At 34.3% G+C, this 20,611-nt stretch carries 20 protein-coding genes; 3 read left to right on the top strand and 17 right to left on the bottom strand.

Translation table 11 applies throughout. From position 1 onward, the window contains the following. Positions 1–23 precede the first annotated feature (23 nt). From HQN62_RS15805 to HQN62_RS15795, 4 genes are all read right to left on the bottom strand, one after another. On the bottom strand, positions 24–677 hold the full coding sequence (locus HQN62_RS15805; RefSeq protein WP_173505098.1) for a hypothetical protein: 654 nt from the start codon (positions 675–677) through the stop codon (positions 24–26). Then, positions 674–1,177, bottom strand: coding sequence for an RNA polymerase sigma factor (locus tag HQN62_RS15800; protein WP_111409049.1), 504 nt, complete (start codon positions 1,175–1,177; stop codon positions 674–676). Before HQN62_RS15800 ends, HQN62_RS15805 begins: the two co-directional genes overlap by 4 nt. A 91-nt stretch (positions 1,178–1,268) precedes the next feature. Further along, a complete protein-coding gene (locus HQN62_RS19045) occupies positions 1,269–1,397 on the bottom strand; it encodes a hypothetical protein (protein WP_256412294.1) in 129 nt (42 codons plus the stop codon). Positions 1,398–1,468: 71 nt separating this feature from the next. Beyond that, positions 1,469–2,530 carry a DUF3810 domain-containing protein gene (locus tag HQN62_RS15795; protein ID WP_173505097.1) on the bottom strand — a complete coding sequence of 354 codons (1,062 nt, stop codon included), beginning with the start codon at positions 2,528–2,530 and terminating at the stop codon, positions 1,469–1,471. A 146-nt stretch (positions 2,531–2,676) separates the two neighbouring features. On the opposite strand from HQN62_RS15795, the gene HQN62_RS15790 reads away from it, so the two are divergent. Next, the gene (locus HQN62_RS15790; protein WP_173505096.1) at positions 2,677–4,140 is read left to right on the top strand and encodes an aminoacyl-histidine dipeptidase; all 1,464 of its coding nucleotides are present in this window, start codon (positions 2,677–2,679) and stop codon (positions 4,138–4,140) included. A 257-nt stretch (positions 4,141–4,397) separates the two neighbouring features. On the opposite strand, the gene HQN62_RS15785 is transcribed toward HQN62_RS15790, so the two are convergent. From HQN62_RS15785 to HQN62_RS15750, 8 genes are all read right to left on the bottom strand, one after another. After that, a complete protein-coding gene (locus HQN62_RS15785; RefSeq protein ID WP_173505095.1) occupies positions 4,398–5,690 on the bottom strand; it encodes a DUF389 domain-containing protein in 1,293 nt (430 codons plus the stop codon). A gap of 56 nt (positions 5,691–5,746) precedes the next feature. Then, on the bottom strand, positions 5,747–6,091 hold the full coding sequence (locus HQN62_RS15780) for a DHCW motif cupin fold protein (RefSeq protein ID WP_173505094.1): 345 nt from the start codon (positions 6,089–6,091) through the stop codon (positions 5,747–5,749). A 40-nt stretch (positions 6,092–6,131) separates the two neighbouring features. Next, the gene (locus tag HQN62_RS15775; RefSeq protein ID WP_173505093.1) at positions 6,132–7,280 is read right to left on the bottom strand and encodes an acyltransferase family protein; all 1,149 of its coding nucleotides are present in this window, start codon (positions 7,278–7,280) and stop codon (positions 6,132–6,134) included. 248 nt (positions 7,281–7,528) lie between these two features. Beyond that, on the bottom strand, positions 7,529–10,870 hold the full coding sequence (secA, locus tag HQN62_RS15770) for a preprotein translocase subunit SecA (protein WP_173505092.1): 3,342 nt from the start codon (positions 10,868–10,870) through the stop codon (positions 7,529–7,531). 96 nt (positions 10,871–10,966) lie between these two features. Further along, entirely contained in the window at positions 10,967–11,188 is a 222-nt protein-coding gene (locus HQN62_RS15765) for a DUF2795 domain-containing protein (protein WP_007138072.1), read from the bottom strand. Positions 11,189–11,370: 182 nt separating this feature from the next. Continuing rightward, entirely contained in the window at positions 11,371–11,940 is a 570-nt protein-coding gene (locus tag HQN62_RS15760; RefSeq protein ID WP_116797523.1) for a cob(I)yrinic acid a,c-diamide adenosyltransferase, read from the bottom strand. Positions 11,941–11,997: 57 nt separating this feature from the next. After that, complete coding sequence (locus tag HQN62_RS15755) at positions 11,998–12,855, bottom strand: ATP-grasp domain-containing protein (RefSeq protein ID WP_173505091.1); 858 nt, start codon at positions 12,853–12,855, stop codon at positions 11,998–12,000. Positions 12,856–12,920: 65 nt separating this feature from the next. Beyond that, a complete protein-coding gene (locus tag HQN62_RS15750; protein WP_173505090.1) occupies positions 12,921–13,637 on the bottom strand; it encodes an ABC transporter ATP-binding protein in 717 nt (238 codons plus the stop codon). A 460-nt stretch (positions 13,638–14,097) separates the two neighbouring features. Here HQN62_RS15750 and HQN62_RS15745 point away from each other — a divergent pair, with 460 nt between their 5' ends. Beyond that, positions 14,098–14,772: a hypothetical protein gene (locus HQN62_RS15745; protein WP_116797526.1), complete on the top strand. Its 675-nt coding sequence runs from the start codon at positions 14,098–14,100 to the stop codon at positions 14,770–14,772. Between the two features lie 364 nt (positions 14,773–15,136). Here the strand turns inward: HQN62_RS15745 and HQN62_RS15740 are convergent, their stop codons facing one another. Both HQN62_RS15740 and HQN62_RS15735 read right to left on the bottom strand, forming a co-directional pair. Then, the gene (locus HQN62_RS15740) at positions 15,137–15,766 is read right to left on the bottom strand and encodes a carbonic anhydrase (RefSeq protein WP_116797527.1); all 630 of its coding nucleotides are present in this window, start codon (positions 15,764–15,766) and stop codon (positions 15,137–15,139) included. Positions 15,767–15,789: 23 nt separating this feature from the next. After that, on the bottom strand, positions 15,790–16,569 hold the full coding sequence (locus HQN62_RS15735) for an O-methyltransferase (protein ID WP_173505089.1): 780 nt from the start codon (positions 16,567–16,569) through the stop codon (positions 15,790–15,792). 215 nt (positions 16,570–16,784) lie between these two features. On the opposite strand from HQN62_RS15735, the gene HQN62_RS15730 reads away from it, so the two are divergent. Further along, a complete protein-coding gene (locus tag HQN62_RS15730) occupies positions 16,785–18,338 on the top strand; it encodes an SDR family NAD(P)-dependent oxidoreductase (protein ID WP_173505589.1) in 1,554 nt (517 codons plus the stop codon). A 147-nt stretch (positions 18,339–18,485) separates the two neighbouring features. Here HQN62_RS15730 and HQN62_RS15725 read toward each other — a convergent pair whose 3' ends face one another. The 3 genes from HQN62_RS15725 to HQN62_RS15715 all read right to left on the bottom strand — a co-directional run bounded on the left by HQN62_RS15725 (position 18,486) and on the right by HQN62_RS15715 (position 20,371). Beyond that, the gene (locus HQN62_RS15725; RefSeq protein WP_173505088.1) at positions 18,486–18,929 is read right to left on the bottom strand and encodes a hypothetical protein; all 444 of its coding nucleotides are present in this window, start codon (positions 18,927–18,929) and stop codon (positions 18,486–18,488) included. Between the two features lie 448 nt (positions 18,930–19,377). After that, positions 19,378–19,842 carry an FKBP-type peptidyl-prolyl cis-trans isomerase gene (locus HQN62_RS15720; RefSeq protein ID WP_173505087.1) on the bottom strand — a complete coding sequence of 155 codons (465 nt, stop codon included), beginning with the start codon at positions 19,840–19,842 and terminating at the stop codon, positions 19,378–19,380. A 46-nt stretch (positions 19,843–19,888) separates the two neighbouring features. After that, positions 19,889–20,371: an FKBP-type peptidyl-prolyl cis-trans isomerase gene (locus tag HQN62_RS15715; RefSeq protein WP_116797532.1), complete on the bottom strand. Its 483-nt coding sequence runs from the start codon at positions 20,369–20,371 to the stop codon at positions 19,889–19,891. Positions 20,372–20,611 lie beyond the last annotated feature (240 nt).

Here is a 20,611-nt window from a genome sequence, read left to right as displayed (position 1 = left end):
AAAGAGACATTTGTCTCTTTTTTTTATAAATCAATTTTTTTCAATTCTTCGAAGTTATTCTGCAAACGCTTTAATAAAATACCATAGATTAATTTGTAAATCAACCAGAATGCAAAGGTAAAAATCGCTGTAGCCAAAATTAATACAATCAAGGATATCAAGGCAATGTGTAAAGGCATTTCGGGATGAATCACGCCATTTTTTGAAGCTCCTTCCAAATAGCCTTCGTAAAATAAATAGCCTCCAAAAACAATAAAAAACACAGCAAAAAACGATAAGTTAAACGCGATGTATTGCTTCACTACTTTTCTCGTTTTTAATATCGTTGAAATAAGTTTTTTGGTATTGTCATCAACCGCAATTTTACGATACATAGTATAAAACTTGAAAATAAAATACAGAATAACAGCATACAGTAGGACAGTTGCGGCTATATAGTAGCCATAAACACCCAAATGTTTAATTAATTCCACGTTTTTCTCATCGTATTTGGTAAACGATAAGGCCAATCCCAATACCAACCCTAATCCAAGTTCTATGATACTCACTATAAAAATCCACTTCACTACCGAAGATGATTTTTTATGAATCATTTTGTAAATTTCATTTTCCGATACCTGCTCAAAAGAAGCTGCGTTCTTTTTCCAGTCTTTTTTCAATAAATCCAACTCTTTCATACGCCTAATGGATTTAATATTTTTTTTAATTTCCCTTTTATTCGATTCATTTTTACCCTTGCATTCACTTCACTAATCCCTAAAGTTTCCGATATTTCGGTATAATCCTTGTCTTCCAAATACATAAATACTAACGCTTTTTCAATATCATTGAGCTGATAAACTGCTTGGTACATCAATTTCAACTGCTCCTCTTCCTCATAATTATATTCTATGTCATGCGTAAAATGTTGTCTCCCTTCGTACTCAACGGTTGCAATGCTGCGCTTACTCTTTCGATACAAAGTAATTGCCGTATTCAAGGCGACTCGATAAGCCCAAGTCGAAAATTTACTTTCCCCTCTAAATTTTGGAAAAGCTTTCCACAACTGAATCGTGATTTCCTGGAACAAATCCTTATGAGCATCCTCACCAGCAGTATACAATCGACAAATCTTGTGGATTATATTCTGGTTTTCTTGCAATTGCTTGACAAAAGAAGGTTCTAGATTTTCACTCATATCCCATTAGTACGACACCCGCACATTTTGTTACAAAACGTCACTTTTTTATTTTAAATAAGCATAATAATTAGGAGCACAAATCAATCATTCATAATAACATTCCTCCCGCTGTCATTCCAATCTTTTTGAGAACTTTGTCAAAGTTCAAAACTTTGACAAAGTTCTCAAAAAGGATTTTCCCTTCCATCGGGGCTAATCCAGAAATTTTGTTTTTCATAAGACCTTTTCAAAGGAAAAAAAATGTCTTTAACATCCAAAATTGACAATACAAAACCAACAACTATCAACTCACAATGCCCTAGTTTTATAATAATTCACCATTAAATTCACAAATTTGCTATAACTGTCCATACCGTCTTTTTGTTGGTTAATTTTTAGGAAACGATCGTAAAAAATATGAAAACCCGTTTCAATTGGTGTTTGGTATTGCTCCCAAAAATCCTGACTTTCTTGATAATTTTTCAAAATACCAGGATGAACGGTTTTGAGTAATTGTTTTAATGTTTCTTCATTTCGAACTTGCCAATTAGCCAGACAATAGCGCAAAGCCATACAATATCCTGAATATTGAAAATACAGATTATCATTTTTTATAGAAGACAGAAAACCAATAAAATTGCATTCACTCTCGCTGGCATATCCCATCTGATGCGCCATTTCATGATTGGTAGTCATCGGGAAACTGTACATTGGACCTAAATAATTGACCTGCGCTTCATTGGTAAATGGATTTAGGTAGCCTCCAAAACCCATATAGGTGAGGGGCAAACTAAAAAGGGATTTCTTAATACTCAAATGCGAATAGGTGAAAAAATCATATTCTCTAGATAGGTTCTTATACCCATTTTGATTCATTTCAAAAACCTGATTTTGAGTATACGGGAATACTACTTTCAGACTGTCGTTTTTTGTGATTTGACTTTGGATTGCATTCGTTTTTGCAATTAATTTTTTGGTAAAAGTCAATAAATCGGCATCGGTATAATCCCTTTCAATGTTCATTTTTTCGAACAACGGTTCACGATAATAATTCAAGGCCCAAAGGAAATGAAAGAAAAAATAAAACACAGAAAGAACGCTCAAAATAGTTAAGAGATTATTTTTCCATTCTTCTTTCCAAGACTTTCTGTTTTTCCAAAACCATTTTAAAACGAGTAAAATCAGAATAAAATAAATACAATCACCTATTGAAAAAGGAATTTTTCCCAAAACAATTCTCGAAAATTTTGATAGATAAACATACAATCCGTTGCTGTAAAAACGTTCTACACATTCTGGGGAAAACCGAATGATTTTTAGAATTATGATTTGAACCAACAAGAATAAGGGGAGAATGTAACTTCGTTTCATTTTTTATAAATTGTATTGTAAAGAAACAAATTTTGGTGGATTATTTATTTTAAAATAAATTAAAACTTTTATAAAACTAGCTTTGGAGTTTGTAACTTTGAGGTTTTATTATTTTAAACGTTTTTAATTAAAAAATATACAACAGAATGAGTCAAGAGATAAGAAATCTAGAACCAAAAGCACTTTGGAACAAATTTGCCGATTTGAATGCGGTACCTCGTCCTTCCAAAAAAGAAGAACGTGTAATTGAGTTTATGAAAGACTTCGGTACCAGTTTGGGACTAGAAACTTTTGAAGATGAAATCCGAAACGTGATTATTCGCAAACCTGCAACTCCAGGAATGGAAAACAGAAAAGCCCTTGTATTACAGGGACATTTGGATATGGTACACCAAAAAAACTCCGATACGGTTTTTGATTTTGATACTCAAGGAATCGATATGTATGTAGATGGGGATTGGGTTCGTGCTAGAGGAACTACACTTGGCGCCGATAATGGTCTTGGTGTTGCAACTATTATGGCAATTTTAGAAAGTAAAGATATTCCGCATCCTGCTATTGAAGCTTTGTTTACAATTGACGAAGAAACTGGAATGACTGGTGCTTTGAATCTAAAAGGTGGAATTCTTAGAGGAGATATTTTATTGAATTTGGATACCGAAGAGGATGATGAAATTGGTATTGGGTGTGCCGGGGGAATCGATGTTACCGCCACTGCAGAGTATGATGAAGAGGAAACGCCAGAAGGTTCGGTTGCTTATTCTATAAAAGTAAAAGGATTAAACGGAGGACATTCAGGAATGGATATTCACAAAGGTTTGGGGAATGCCAACAAAATTATGAACCGTTTATTATTTGATGGTTTTGATAATTTTGGATTGCAAATTTCTGAAATCAATGGCGGGAGTCTTCGTAATGCGATTCCGCGTGAAAGCACAGCAAAAGTAATTATCGCAGCTGTTTACGACGAGGCTTTTGTATTTGATATGCAACAAATTGTAAACGAAATCAAAGCGGAATTTCAAACAACGGAACCAAATTTGGAAGTTGTTTTCGAAAAATTAGACACTGTACCAGCAACTGTAATGCCAACGATAGCGCAGTTTTATTTCGTTAGAGCGATGTATACCGCTCACAATGGCGTTTATAGAATGAGTGCAGATTTTGACAATCTAGTTGAAACTTCTAATAATATTGCAAAAGTAACGCTGGGAGAGGGAAAACTTTCTGTTCAATGTTTGACACGTTCTTCTGTGGAATCGTCCAAATTTGATATGGCCAATGCTTTGCGTTCAGCATTTGAATTAATGGGTTGTGAAGTTGAATTCTCTGGTTCATATCCAGGTTGGTCACCAAATCCTAAGTCTGAAATATTAGATGTTTTGGTTTCCATTTATGAAAAACAAAACGGTGAAAAACCAAATGTAGCGGCTTGTCACGCCGGATTAGAATGTGGAATTTTAGGAACAAACTATCCTGATATGGATATGATTTCTTTTGGACCAACTATTCATGGTGCACATTCACCCGATGAAAGAGCAAGTATTTCTTCTGCCCAAAAATATTGGAAATTTGTATTGGAAATTTTAAAAAATATTCCAGTTAAATAATTAAGCAAATTAATAAATACAAAACCCTCGTTTAGCAATAAGCGAGGGTTTTTCAATATCAATAATTAATCCCTTTTTGGGCTATTTTTCTTTTCTCTCTTTTCTTCCTTTTTTTCTTTAGCGGTTTTAAGAGGCTCTTTTTTGACGGTTTTCTTAGCGTCTTGACTTTTTGACATAATAGTATATTTTTAGTTGTTTTTTAATAATTGAATATAGTTTAGTAAAGGTACCCATTTTTTTGATTCGATATTAGATCATTACCGTTGTCTGTAAACTTCTACGCTATCTTTTTCCAATCTTTGCTTGAGCCAACGCGTTAATTTTTTTTTAGAATCCAATTTTAATTCAGTTTTGCTTTTGTATAAAAGTACTGGAATAGTTTTGTTTTTGCTAGCATATTGTGTGATAGCAATTGGTTTAATTTCAGGGAATAAAATAATAACTTCATTACTGACTTTTGTATTGTTGGCTTGATAATTTGATATCTTTTTTTGTAAATCATTAATCAATTCGTCTTTATCGGCTCCAGATTTTTTATGACTATTAATGGTATTTAGGATATCATTTTTTAAATCAAAAGTGTCCTGTTTGATTAAGAGTTGTGTATTCATTAAATCATATTCTTTTAATTTCTGATTGAAAGATTTAATTTCGACAGGGCTGAATTTTTTGGATAAAAAAGCCAATTGTATAATTTTTGGATTAGTATTATAGTCTGTTTTTTTATAAATAAGAGTGTATTCTTTTTGTGGAAATTCCTTTTCGATAAATTCTTCAGTTCGCTGTATGTATTTTTTTTCGTCAAATAATCGATAAGCAAAATATACACTTGGAATAATCATGATTAGAAGAAGTGCTGTAATTCCTTGTTTCACCTGCTTTTGATGTTTCAAATCAATTTGTTTGGCAATAGGGTATTTTAAAAATTTGACAATGATAAAAGTGGCAATGCATATAAAAACACAATTTATAGTGTACAAATACAGCGCTCCTCCAAAAAATAAATAATTTCCGGTCGCTAATCCATAACCCGCAGTACACAATGGAGGCATTAAAGCAGTAGCAATAGCCACTCCCGGAATAGGATTTCCTTTTTCAACTCTGGTAACTGCAATAACACCAACCAATCCCCCAAAAAATGCAATTAAAACATCATATATATTTGGTGAAGTACGAGCCAAAAGTTCTGATTGAACTTCTTTGAATGGGCTAATATAAAAGTAAAGCGTCGAAACGATTAAACTTACAATTGTTGCTATCGCAAGATTTTTGATTGATTTTTTGACCAATTCAAAATCATACATTCCCAATCCAAAACCGGCTCCTACGATAGGTCCCATTAATGGCGAAATCAACATTGCACCAATAATTACAGCAGTTGAATTGACATTGAGTCCCACAGAAGCAATAACAATAGCACAAGCTAAAATCCATAAATTGGAACCACGAAAAGATATGTTACCTATTATATTTTCAAGCACCTTTTTCTTGTCATCTTCTCCCTTATGAAGGTCAACGAAATTGATGAGTTTGTTAATTAATCTATTCATACTTATTTCTATTAGGCAAAAGAACTATAAAGATGAGGATTTTATATCAAAAAAAATCACTCTTTTGGTTTTAAAAAAGCACCGTCGATAATTAATAATGTGACTTTTTTTGTTGTTATAGAACGATGCGAACTCAAATCGTCTGAAACAATGTAGGTCATACCTTGGGTGAGTTTATAAATTTCTCCATTTTCTAATTCGCTACTGAATTCGCCTTCCAGACAATGAACAATATGGCCTTTTTGACACCAATGATCCGCCAAATAGTTTTCAGAATAAACTACTTTACGGATTCGAAGACCATCAAATAGAACTGTTTGCCAATAGGCTGTTCCAGTCGTTCCTTTGTGCTCCGTAGTTTGTATTTGATCCCAATCTATGGTTTGAAATGGTATATTCATTTGAATTCTCTTTTTGGATTCAGTTTATTGTAATTTGTTTTCACTCGGGACGAGAATTTATTATTGCAAATCGTTCCTTAAGTTTTAAAAATGGTCTCTCAAAATAGCGATACGATAAACCTGCCATACCAACTGTAAAAACAAAAACGAGAATAGTACCGATTACTGATATAGTCATTGAAGAAAAATTCAAATCCAAAAGTGATTTTTCCCAATAAGTCTTAAAATTATTGAAAGCGAGATGAAAAACGAGCGAATGAAATATATATAACCCAAATGAAATACGGCCTAAATAGACTAAACTCTTTGGAATAAATTTTTGAGGTGTACCCAGTGTCGTTAAGAAAAATAGAGTTGAACCTCCCAAAACCAGTAACCAACCAAGAATTGCCCCAGAAACAGTCGGATGCCCATCATAGCTTTTTACACCAAATCCATAAACGGCAAAGAACCAGCAAAACAAAGCAATTATGAAAAGAATGAATCGAATTAATATTGTCCATTTAGGAATTCGTCCTTTAAGGAAAATTGCCAACAAAGCTCCTCCAGCAAAAAATTGAAATTGGAAAAAACTATTTAACCATTGTCCGCTTTCGCCGCTATACTGCAATTTTGCATAATAAACACATAAGGCGTACGATACTATTAGTAAAGCAATACTAACTTTGGTTAGCAGTTTTCGTCCTCCCATTTTCGTTAATAACGGAATAGCTATATAAAACTGTTCTTCTACAGCAATGCTCCAAAGCGGATCTATTGGGCCGCCAATCCATCCAAAATGAAATATATACCAGTTTCCATAAAAAAACAGAAACGCCAACCAGGCGGATACTTTATTGGTAGCCACGCCAGGTATGAATTGCCCAAGAATAATTAATCCAATAAAAACCGCAAAATAGAGTGGCCAAATGCGCAGTATTCTGCGAGTATAGAATGATTTTATATGTATTGTGTCCGTTTTTTTTAATTCCCGAAGCAAAAGTTCCACAATTAAAAAAGAACTCAAAAGAAAAAAAATTGGAACGCCAAATGCCCCAGCAGTACAAAAAGTGTAAAATATTGGTTGTGTTTTTTGATCGACAGGAACATAGTCCATAAAATGAAAAAAGAAAACACACATAAAGGCGAAAAATCTTAAGGCATCGAGTTCTGGTCGATAGAAGCGGATAGTATCGGATGTTTTAGGCATTTTATATCAAATAATTTTTCAGATGGTTTTGGGTATTAAAAACTTGTAGGTAACTCAAGATAGATCCAATAAGCACTCCAAATCATTTTTTTTAAGGGATTAGTCTTGTATGTAACTTTTTGTTATAGTTCAAATTTAAACTTATTTTATATTTTTTTAATGATTTATAATTTTGAATCGATATGCAGGAATAAAAAAAATCCCCAACTACTTTCGTAATTGGGGATTCAAATCAAATTTATGTTTTATTAAGAAACCAAAACCCAAGCTCCGCTAGCTATTAAGCTTTCGGCTTTTTTGTATTTCATTTCCTGTGTTTGACCATTGGCTACATTTTGTATTGTAACCGTATCGTTACGATTTATTTTTGGTTGGTCGCGAACGATAGTTTCAGTTACTTGTCTTTGTTGCGTTTGTCCAGCTTCTTGATTAGCACTTTCACTATTTGGAATTTCGTCTTTGCTTAATTTGTAATCTTCAACCTTACGCTCGATTCTTGCTTCTTCAATAACAGGAGCATTTTGCGCAGGCAAATCACCTTTGAATAAAAACGAAATTACATCTTTATTCACATTATCAAGCATACCGCGGAACAAGTTAAACGCTTCTAATTTGTAAATAAGCAATGGGTCTTTTTGTTCGTGAACTGCCAATTGAACTGATTGTTTCAATTCGTCCATTTTACGTAAATGTTTTTTCCAAGCTTCATCAACAATAGATAAAGTGATGTTCTTTTCGAAATCGGCTATCAGTTGAGCTCCTCCAGTTTCGTATGCTTTCTTTAAGTCAGTTACAACGTTGAATACTTTTATTCCATCTGTAAAAGGAACTACAATGCGCTCAAAATGGTTGTTTTTGTCCTCGTAAACATTCTTGATGATAGGGAAAGCTTCTCTAGCGCTTCTTTCTGTTTTTTGAGTATAAAATTCAAGTGTCGCTTTATAAAGTTTACCTGTGATTTCAATTTCAGTTAATTTGGAAAAATCCTCTTGTGTTACTGGTGATGTAAATGAAAAATAACGAATAATTTCAAATTCAAAATCTTTGAAACTATTTTTAGCTTTGTTTTCATCAACAATTAGTTCGCAAGTATCATAAAGCATATTGGCGATATCCAATTTTAGGCGCTCACCGAACAAGGCGTGACGACGACGTTTGTAAACTACTTCACGTTGAGCATTCATTACGTCATCGTATTCCAATAAACGTTTACGAACACCAAAGTTGTTTTCTTCTACTTTTTTCTGAGCACGTTCGATAGATTTTGTCATCATCGAATGTTGGATTACTTCTCCTTCTTGCAATCCCATTCTGTCCATTACTTTGGCAACTCTTTCAGAACCAAACAAACGCATTAGGTTATCTTCAAGAGAAACATAAAATTGAGAACTTCCCACATCTCCTTGACGACCAGCACGACCACGTAACTGACGGTCAACACGACGAGAATCGTGACGTTCTGTACCTACAATTGCCAAACCTCCAGCGGCTTTCACTTCAGGAGATAATTTAATGTCGGTACCACGACCAGCCATGTTGGTAGCAATAGTCACTACTCCTGGTTTTCCTGCTTCTTCAACAATTTGTGCTTCTTGTTTGTGCATTTTTGCATTCAATACGTTGTGAGCTACACCACGCATTTTCAACATTCTGCTCAATAATTCTGAAATCTCAACCGAAGTGGTACCAATAAGAACTGGTCTTCCAGCTTTTGATAATTCTGTTACATCTTCAATAACTGCATTGAATTTTTCACGAGTTGTTTTGTATATAAAATCTTCTTTGTCTATACGAGCCATTGGCCTGTTGGTTGGAATTTCCACTACATCCAGTTTATAGATTTCCCATAACTCACCAGCTTCGGTAACAGCTGTACCAGTCATACCACCCAATTTGTTGTACATTCTGAAATAATTCTGTAATGTAATGGTAGCAAATGTTTGTGTAGCAGCTTCGATTTTTACGTTTTCTTTGGCTTCAATCGCTTGGTGTAAACCGTCAGAATAACGACGACCATCCATGATACGACCTGTTTGCTCATCGACAATCATAATTTTGTTGTCCATGATTACATATTCCACATCTTTTTCAAAAAGACTATATGCTTTCAAAAGTTGTGTCAAAGTGTGAATACGCTCACTTTTTACACCAAAATCTTGGAACAATCTTTCTTTTTCTTCTGCTTCGGCATCTTTATCTAACTTTTTCTTTTCGATAATAGAAATTTCAGTTCCAATGTCTGGAAGTACAAAAAAGTTCTCTTCAGTATCTCCCGAAAGGAATTTGATACCATTATCCGTTAAACTTACTTGGTTGTTTTTTTCTTCAATTACAAAATACAAAGCTTCATCCACTTTTGGCATTTCGCGATTGTTGTCTTGCATATAAGAGTTTTCGGTTTTTTGAAGCAATTGTTTAATTCCTTCTTCACTCAAAAACTTGATCAACGCTTTGTTTTTAGGTAAACTTCTGTAAGCCCTCAATAATAAGAAACCACCGTCTTTGGTATTTCCTTCTTTGATTAATTTTTTAGCTTCAGCAAGAAAACCATTAGCCAATTGACGTTGTAACGCTACCAAGTTTTCAATTTTTGGTTTCAACTCATTGAATTCATGACGGTCTCCCTGAGGAACTGGTCCTGAAATGATAAGAGGAGTACGGGCATCATCAATTAAAACAGAATCGACCTCATCGACAATAGCGTAATTGTGTTTTCTTTGAACCAAATCTTCTGGCGAATGTGCCATATTATCTCTTAGGTAGTCAAAACCAAATTCGTTGTTAGTACCATAAGTAATGTCGGCTTCATATGCTTTTTTTCTTGCTTCAGTGCTTGGTTGGTGATTATCTATACAATCAACGGTCATTCCGTGGAATTCGAATAAAGGTGCTTTCCAAGTACTATCACGTTTGGCCAAGTAATCATTCACAGTTACCAAATGCACACCGTTTCCTGTTAAGGCATTCAAGTATAATGGCAAAGTCGCCACTAATGTTTTACCTTCCCCTGTTTGCATTTCGGCAACTTTACCTTCGTGCAAAACCATTCCGCCAATTAATTGAACGTCATAGTGAATCATGTCCCAAGTAATTTCTTTACCGGCTGCATTCCAAGTGTTAGCCCAAATAGCGTTATCACCATCAAGTGTAATATAACTTTTTGTAGCAGAAAGTTCTCTGTCTTTTGGGGTAGCGGTAACTACTATTTGTGAGTTATCTTTGAAACGTCTTGCTGTTTCTTTCACAACCGCAAAAGCTTCAGGAAGAATTTCCATTAGTGTTTTCTCAGATATATCGTAAGCCTCTTTTTCAAGAGCATCAATAGCAAGATATATATCTTCGCGTTTGTCAATGTCTTCAATACCTTCTACTTCCACTTTAAGAGCGGCAATTTTGGCATCTTTTTCGGCACGAGCTTCTTTTATTTTTTCTTTAAAAAAAGCTGTTCTAGCTCTTAATTCGTCATGTGACAAGGATTGCAAAGCACTTTCAAAAGTCTTTATTTTATTTAAATACGGTTGTAAAGCTTTGACATCTTTCTCAGATTTATCTCCAACAAAGATTTTAATAATACTGTTTATGAAACTCATGATTTATTTTTATTTCTATTTAATGTAACTTGTATATCTGTGTAAAATTAAACAAAAAAAAAGCCTCTTTTGAGACTTTTTCTTGGTTTACTTTTTTTAATATTCATCCTCGTTCCAAAGATAATCTTCGTCCGTAGGATAATCTGGCCAAATTTCTTCCATTGATTCATATATCTCGCCTTCATCCTCAATAGATTGAAGGTTTTCTACTACTTCTAATGGAGCTCCTGCTCTAATAGCGTAGTCAATAAGTTCGTCTTTGTTAGCAGGCCACGGTGCATCGCTTAGATAGGATGCTAATTCTAATGTCCAATACATATTTGTCGATTTAGTTTGTGCAAAAATAAATTTTTTACTGAAAAAGACAAGTAAAAAATGATTTATTTTTTTTAAAGTTAAGAACGTATTTTCAGACAACAGATTTAAGGTTACAGATTCCAGAATTTAAAACTGAAAATCTATTCTAAAATACTGTATACTACAATCTGCAAACTGAATACTTATTTCCTCGGTATCCATTTCACTTCATCAGCCTTCAAATCTAAAGACAACTTTCGTGCCAATACAAAAAGGTAGTCAGAAAGTCGGTTTAAGTATTTAATGGCTATTTCGGCAACTGGTTCATTATGACTTAAATGCACGGCAAGTCGCTCTGCGCGACGACAAACACATCTAGTTATATGACAATATGACACAGTTTGGTGTCCGCCGGGTAAAACAAAATGAGTCATTGGTGGGAGTGCTTCTTCCATAGTGTCTATTTCATTTTCCAATAATTCGATGTCGGTTTCCGTTATTCCAAGTTTTTTTAATCGAAGTTCTCCATTTTTCATCACCTCTTTCTCAGGTGGAGTTGCCAGAATTGCACCTATGGTAAAAAGGCGGTCTTGTACTTCAATTAGGATTTCTTTGTAGTGACTGTTTATTTCCTGGTCACGAATAAGCCCAATATAGGAATTCAGTTCGTCTATAGTTCCATAACTTTCTATGCGGGCATGGTCTTTTGGTACGCGGGTTCCTCCAAAAAGAGCAGTAGTTCCACCATCTCCGGTTTTTGTATATACTTTCATTCTAATTTTAGATTTATGAATTTAGAATTTAGATTTCAGTTCGTCTGAAAAACAAAATTACTTTATTAATTCGATTATTGAAGAAACAAACCGTTCTAGTGCTCCTTCACTGATGTTGAAATACAAATCAGGTTCGATACATTCTATTTCCATTAAATGCAATTCAGTACCAATTACAATTCCATCAACTCGGGCGTATAATAATTTGTGATGAAAAGTATTTACGACTTTTTGTGCTTTGTCTATTAATTCTTGACTTGGTTGTATTAAAGTGTATCTCCCTCCAAATTGGGATTGCACTCTAAAATCACCATCAATTGGTTTTTTATTGACGGCATGAGAGAATGTTTTATTGAAAAAGATAAAAGAGGTTTCTCCCAATGTTTGGATTTCTGGTATGAATTCCTGTAAAAGCAATTCTTTTTCTTGAGCTATTTTTGTGTATTCGTCATTAGTTTTTTCAATATCTGATACATCAAAAACAGTTGTTTGATAGGAACCTGCAGAAAAAGCCGGCTTTAAAACTGCTTTTTCCCAATGTTTTGGAATTATTTCGCCAAGAATTAGGTGTTCGGTTTTGTCAATGAAAATAGTGGGAAGAATAGAAATTCCTTCCTTTTCCATTTCGCGTAAATAAAATTTATGCTTGTTTTGTTTAATGATCTCAATTGGATTGAGCGTTTTAATACCCAATTGTTCTATTTGGTTGAGCCACAAATTAAATTCGGTTTCTTTCTCAAAATAATCCCAAGTATTGCGAAAGATTAGATAATCAAAATCAGTCCAATTGATTTTTTTGTCATTCCAAATTACCGCTTTAGCAATGAGGTTGTGTTTGGCTAGTTCTGGAATTAATTGTTGATCTGAGATTGTTAAATCAGGAAGTTTTTCACAGGTAAGTAAACCAATTGTCATTTGCGTTTAGGTTCTAAGGTTTTGGGGAATTATTTAGAGGGTAATTCTAAAAGTGTTAAGCTGATTTATTTATATACTGTTTCTTCGCGATACTGTTCTTTCACACTATCGCTCTCAATGATTCCGTCTCTCAATCGAATAACACGATGAGCATAAGCAGCGATTTCTTCTTCGTGAGTTACTAGGATTACGGTGTTTCCATTGGCATGAATGTCTCCAAAAAGTTTCATTATTTCTAAAGAAGTTTTACTGTCTAGATTTCCCGTTGGTTCATCGGCGAGAATAATAGAAGGTTTGTTGACCAATGCTCTGGCGATTGCCACACGTTGACGTTGCCCTCCTGAAAGTTGATTGGGTTGGTGGTCCATTCTGTCGCCTAGATTTACTTGATTCAGTACTTCGGTCGCGCGTAAATTCCTTTCTGTTTTTGAATAGCCTGCATAAATCATGGGTAAAGCCACGTTATCAAGTGCAGTTGTTCTCGGTAAAAGGTTGAACGTTTGAAAAACAAAACCAATCTCTTTGTTTCGAATTTCGGCCAATTCGTCGTCTTTCATGTGACTCACATCTTTTCCGTTTAGAATGTAAGTTCCGGAGGTAGGTGTGTCCAAACAACCTAATAAATTCATTAGTGTAGATTTACCAGATCCCGAAGGCCCCATTAAGGCTACATATTCTCCTTTATTAATTTCTAAATCAATACCTTTTAATACATATACAATTTCGTCTCCAAGTACAAAGTCTCGTTTGATGTTGGTAATTTTTATAAGTGGATTTTTCATAAGAATATTGGATTGCTTGGCCAGTTCGCCCTTTGGGCTCGTGTGTAGATTGTTGATTTTCGGTTTTAAAAGTACAAAAGACTTTTTAATTTATGATAAGTAGTTATAGTTGGATTTTTGTTACAATCTTATTGGATGCAATATCATCGTGGCTGAGATTAATTCTAATGTTAAAGTGTTTATTTAAATCAAATTTGTTTGATAGCAGTTTTTTGCGTGAGTGATGGCAGTGGAGCTCTTTATTGAATTGCACCGCTTTTTAAGGTGCAATTCAATAAAAGCGGGAACGAACAGCACGACCCGTAGTTTTTACGGAGGGTCACGCCCAAATGTATCATTACTGTCTGATTTTCATTTGTTTCAGAATTTTTTTGATTGTTTATATAATTACCACATATAAATTATATATGATATGACTTGGGGTAAATTTGATGAAGAAATGTAAAACAAATAAAATATTATGGAAACTAGAAAATTATTATTGGGAATGGCAGTAATTGCTTTGGGATTTTCATCTTGTAAGGATGAAAAAAAAATACAAGCTGAGAAGTCAGTAGAAACTTATGTTGTCTATGTTGATTCATTAGGAAAAATGGACTCTGTAGCGACAAAAGAAAATTGGGAATCTATTCAAGCTACTTATGAATTACGAAATGCAGAAGCAGAAGCAGCTTTGCAGAATTTGAAAGAGGATATAAAAGCACAAGAGCGTATTAATGCTAGTAGAGCGAAATATGAAGAATTGAAAGCTAAAATGATAGCTGAAGAAGAAGCTGTAAATCAAGCTAAAATTGCTGATAGCCCAAAACAACGATTAAGAAATGCACTTTTTGGAGAAGGAAAAGTGGGGAATGATATGAATTTTAACTGGGTAAATGCCAAAAATATACTTGGTGTTTATCAAATGTTTGTGGATACAGCCCATAAAAACAAAGATAGTTACACTCGTGAGGATTGGGACGAAGTGAAGTTGATGTATGAAGCATTGGACAGCAGAAAAAACACTGTGGAAAATGAAGGTCTTACTTCAAGCGATAACCATAAAATTGCTGCATTGAAATTGAAATTTGCACCAATGTATACTTTGAATAGAATGGGGGCTAAATCTGATGAAATGGCAAAAGCAAAAGGGTAATTAAATATTGATTCAATGAAAATGGCAATCAGAAATGGTTGTCATTTTTTAAGAAAATATTAATTCAAGTTTTGTTAATTTAGTAGCTAAATAACTGTTAAAAAAATAAAATAGTGTATTTTGTCTATTTTATATGAATTTTAACGATTTTTTTCTTTGTGTTTTGATTCTTATACTTTAAGTTTGCTTTATTAAAAGTTTATAAGGACGATTAAGGTTATCTATTCTAACTTTGTATTTTGAAAAGTTTTTGTTCTATAATTTATTATAGATTTAGTTATTCAAAATGAAAATTGACAGTCATGGGGGTGACTGTCTTTTTTTTTGTTATAAATTGAATAGATTTTAATGAATTGACCGATTGCTAGTTCGAAATTTTGTAAATTTTAGTGATGTCCTTTAATATTTCTGTAAAGTTGATGTTCAGATCAATTAATTTACCACTGTGTATATCAAAAATCCAACCATATACTCTTAAACCTCTTTCTTTGAATGCTTTTTGAACTTCGGCAGTTTTTATGACATTGATACATTGTTCCTGGACATTCAACTCGACCAGTCTTTTGTATTTTTCCTCTTCGTTAGTTATTGCATCAAGTGTTTTTTGATGGATTCGGTAAACGTCCCTAATGTTTCTCAGCCAGGGATTTAAAATTCCCAAATCGGATTGTTGCATGGCAGCAAGTACACCGCCACAGCCATAGTGTCCACATACTACAATGTGATTAACTTTTAATTGCACTACCGCATAATTGATAACCGACATGGAATTTAGATCTGTATTGGGGACCATATTGGCAATATTGCGATGCACAAAAACCTCTCCAGGTTCTAATCCCATAAGCTCTTCGGCAGAAACTCGGCTATCTGAACAGCCAATATAGAGAAATTCAGGAGTTTGTCCTTTTGAGAGTTTTTCAAAATAATGTTCGTCCATTTCGAGTTGTTTGACAACCCATTTTTTATTGTTCTCAAAAATTTGTTTGATATCCATGGTGTGATTTTAAATTTTAAAAGTTAAGTTCTAATTATAAAATGCTGTTTGGGTTGTTCGTATCTGAAGAAAACCAGTCCCCATTGAAATGTGTCAATACTTACGGTTACTTTCGGATTATTTTTTATGATTTCCCAAGCTTCTTCCATTTCTGCTGACCAGTGAATATCATCGAATATCCATACTGTTTCGTTGGTTATCGTAGGTAATAGTAATTCGAAATATTCTATGGTAGCTTTTTTTGAATGGTTGCCGTCGAAGTATATCAGATCATAGATTACAGATTTTAGATTACAGATTTCTAAGTAGCTTTTAAATTCAGTAACGACACATTCTACATTATTGAAATTGAATTTTTGCAATTGCAATTGAGCTTGTTTTGCTGTTTCCGGACAACCTTCTAGCGTTGTGATTTTTGCTTCTGGATATCCTAAAGATAGGGCAGAAGTGGCTAATCCTAAAGATGTTCCTATTTCTAAAATCGAGGATGGCTTAAAATAATTCACAATCCGAAACAATAATTGAGCTCGTTTGGTTGAAATCCCTGCTGTTTTGGCAATCTGCGCAATCTGTCTCGTATTGGATTTAAAAACACGGGAACCCGCTCCAAAATCAGTAACTTCAATGGTGTTTTTGTTTTGCAGAAGTTCGCTTCGGTACTGTCGTAAAAGAACATATTCCGATTTGAATTTTTTGTTATAAAAACAGTTGGTCAATAAGCTAAATACAAATGGTGAATGAACGGCGTGTTCGTTTTTGGAATGCCAAAGAAATTTAATATAGGATTTGATTTGGAATAACATAAAAGCTCAATCAAGGTTTTATAAACGATTGGCGAAGATACTAAGATAATTGTCCAAAGTCCAAAATCATAAAGTCGAAAATTATTAAAGAGTCAAAAAAATAAAGATATTGGTGTGATTTCCAGCTTTTGACTTTATGACTTTGAAACTTTAAGACTTTAAAAAGACTATCTTTGCGCCCTTGGAATTTACCCACGAACAGAAACAGAATTTTTATGATGATGGAGGAAATAATAGAGGACAGGAAGACAATAACATTGGAAGAAATAAATCAATGCATCGCTATTTTGACGCAATTGAATACGGATACCGATCAGATTTTTGAAATACCAAAAGAGCAACGAACCGCTTTAATCAAAGCAGCTGGGCAATTTTCACGTCCTGATAGAGATGAGTTTGCTAAAAGAAAAAAGGACGGAAAAGCATTGGCCAAACGCAAGCAGGAAAAGAAAGATAGAACGGCTCGTAAGGAAACCGGAATTCGTTCTGCCCGTGAAGCAAGTATTTTTGTGGCTCCAAAATTTTTGGCATCAAATGATTTAGCTTCTAGAGAACAGTTGGAACTTGAAACGCCTAGAAAATGTTATGTGTGCAAAACGGAGTTTACCAAAATGCACCATTTTTATGACTCAATGTGTCCCGATTGTGGCGATTTTAATTATGCCAAACGTTTTCAAACGGCTGATGTGAAAGGACAAATTGCAGTGATTACGGGTTCTCGCCTAAAAATTGGCTACCATATTACTTTGATGCTTTTGCGCGGTGGAGCGACTGTTGTTGCCACGACTCGCTTTCCAGTGGATTCGGCTTTGCGTTTTTCCAAGGAAGATGATTTTATGGAGTGGGGTCATCGATTGAAAATTCACGGATTAGATTTAAGACATATTCCGAGCGTGGAGATTTTTTGCAATTTCATAGAACAAAAATACGGGCGATTGGATATTCTGATCAACAATGCCGCACAAACCGTGAGAAGACCTGCAGGATTCTATACTCATTTAATAGAAAATGAGGAGTGTCCAATTGCTTCTTTGCCACAGCTAGCACAAGATTTATTATTGGATCATGCCAATTGTTTAGAAGAATTAAAAGTATTGACTGCAGGAGCTTCTTCGAATCAAAATATGCCGGTAACTTGGCACGGACCCGAACCTGGAATTGGTTTAAGGGCTTCTGCCAAATTATCACAAATTCCATATTCTTTTGATAATGCATTGGTCACACAAGAAGTTTTTCCCGAAGGGGAACTGGATGCTGATTTGCAACAAGTCGATTTGCGCAAAGTAAATAGTTGGCGATTGAAATTAGGTCAAATAGAAACTACTGAAATGATTGAAGTACAACTAGTGAATTCAGTTGCACCTTTTGTGTTGTGTAACCGTCTATCGGAAGTAATGAAGAAAGACAATACGGGCAAAAAACATATCATTAATGTTTCGGCTATGGAAGGGAAGTTTTATCGTGATTTCAAGGAAGACCGCCATCCACATACCAATATGGCCAAAGCCGCCTTGAATATGCTCACACACACTGCCGCAGGAACTCTTGCAAAAGACGGAATTTTTATGAATGCGGTAGATACTGGTTGGGTAACCGATGAAGATCCAGCTGAACTGGCCAAACGAAAACAGGAAGAACAGGATTTTCAACCACCATTGGATATTGTGGATGGAGCGGCTCGGGTTATGGATCCTTTATTTGACGGAATCAATACAGGAAAACACTGGTGCGGAAAATTCTTGAAAGATTATCGACCGATTGCTTGGTAAAATTTGATATTTTATAAATAAAGAACCACAGCATAATTGGATTTTGCTGTGGTTTTTTATTGCTGTATTTTACTAGCTTAGAAAATATTTTACTTATAAAATGGTGTTATATTTCGAATAACTCGTTCAGTTGGTTTTGCAATTGCTCTAAGGGGTTAATTTTTTGACTTCTTTTTGAATAACTTGTTCCATATCCGCGAAGGTTTCTTGTTTTATTTTTCGAAATTTTTTAATAAAAGAGGAAATCTCATTTTCTAATTCTTCGTGCTCGCTTCTAAATTTATGAGAGTCATATTTAAATGGATCATCAATTAGTTCTGTTAAATGGGTCAAATGTTTGGATGTTTTCTCTAGTAGTCTTTCACAGTTTATGTTTGTTTCAGACAAACCGGATGATAGAATTCTCATTTCTCCCAGATTTTCTTTGTTGATCAGTGAAATAAAATATTTGTCAACAAGATGATACAAAAAGTTCAAATCCTCTTTATAGAACTTCAAATCTGACTGCCAATGTTCGGTGAGAATGTATAATTCTCTGTATTCGGCAGTCCAAGTGAAATTTCCTTTCGGTCTTAAACTAAAATTTTCCATAATAGTCACGTATAAGTAAGTGTGAATGATTAAAAAATAAATAAAGTTAATTAACTGATTGAATATCAGGTTTTGTTGTCGTAGTGCTACTTTTCCAAATTGCAATAGAATCTGTAAGAATCAATAGTAAATTTAAGGATTTTATTTTGAGCAAACCTTTTTTAGTTGTTGTTTTTTTACCAGTAAATGCATGTGCCGTTCAAAGTAATAAGATTTTGCATAAAAGTAGTTATTTTTGGTTTTTTGTAGTAAATGACAAGAGAATTTGGAGAATAATTGTTTTACTATAGTTCAATCAGCATTGGCTTAGGCGACAATTAATTTTATATTTTACTTTAATCAATAATGTGTTATTCAGCTCAAAAACAAAAACCACAACAGAATTGGATTCTGTTGTGGTTTTTGTTTTTATTGTGACCGAAATTTAATTTCTCTTGGATGAATGTGTTTAATTTACCGAAATTAATTTAACGTCAAAAATAAGTATCGAACCTCCGGGAATACCTCGATAATCATAATTCCCGTATGCTAAATGTGCGGGTATCAAAAGAATACCGCTGCCTCCAGTTTTGAAATAAGGAATGCCTTCTGTCCAGCCTTTAATCACTTGGTTTAGACCAAAAGAAATCCCTGCGTCTGAACTTTGATCAAATATAGTTCCGCTGGTGTAATATCCTTTGTAGGCTACTGTTACATTTGAAGTTGTACTAGGTTGTGTTCCTGTTCCGGGTTCTTTAATTATATAATAAAGACCAGACTCGCTTTTTTGTGCAGTTAAATTATTTTTGGCCAGATAATCTGTGATTTCTTTGTCGTTTCTGGCAACATAATCAATGTTTTCTTCTTTGTCATTGGAAGAAGAACAAGAAATAAAAAGAGTTAAGGCCACAAGGGCAGATAATAAGTGTTTCATAGAAATGGGCATTGTTATTCAATTTACTTTTATGCGAAAAATTGATTTAGTTTACCGAAATTAATTTTACATCAAATATAAGTGCTGAACCTCCAGGAATAGGTCCCATCGTTTCATTTCCATATCCTAAATGAGCTGGTACCAAAAGAATACCGCTACCTCCGGCTTTGAAATGAGGAATACCTTCAGTCCATCCTTTTACCACTTGATCCAAGCCAAAAGAAATTCCCTCTGGTTTACTTTCGTCAAATACATTTCCGTTCGTGAAATAACCTTTGTAAGCTACAGTTACATTTGATGTAGCGGTAGGTTGCGCTCCAGTTCCAGGTTCTTTAATTATATAGTACAAACCAGACTCGCTTTTTTCGGCTGTTAAATTATTTTTAGCCAGGTAATCTGTGATTTCTTTGTCGTTTTTGGCAACGTAATCAACTGGTGTTTCTTTTGTTACTTCGTTTGTTACTTCTTTATTTTTGTTACAAGAGATAAGAAGAGTCAAGGCCACAAGGGCAGATAATAGATGTTTCATAGAAATGGGTTGTTTTTTTTAAAGCGCAAATATAGTAAAAACCGATACTTATTTTTTGTTAAAAACTGAATTCGATTATTACTGTTTTTCTTTCTTTAATGATGGCAAAAAAGCAAAATCTCTCTCTTTAGCCCCGATAGTAATGAAAATCCTTGTTTGCCGGTCCCGATGGCTATCGGGAGGCAAACAAGATTGCAACGGATTGCTTCGCCAGTTCGGCTTTCGCCTCGTGTGCGGGAC

It is taken from the genome of Flavobacterium sp. M31R6 (genome assembly GCF_013284035.1).
Taxonomy (GTDB): Bacteria; Bacteroidota; Bacteroidia; order Flavobacteriales; family Flavobacteriaceae; genus Flavobacterium.
This window is presented reverse-complemented; position numbering and strand designations above follow the sequence as displayed.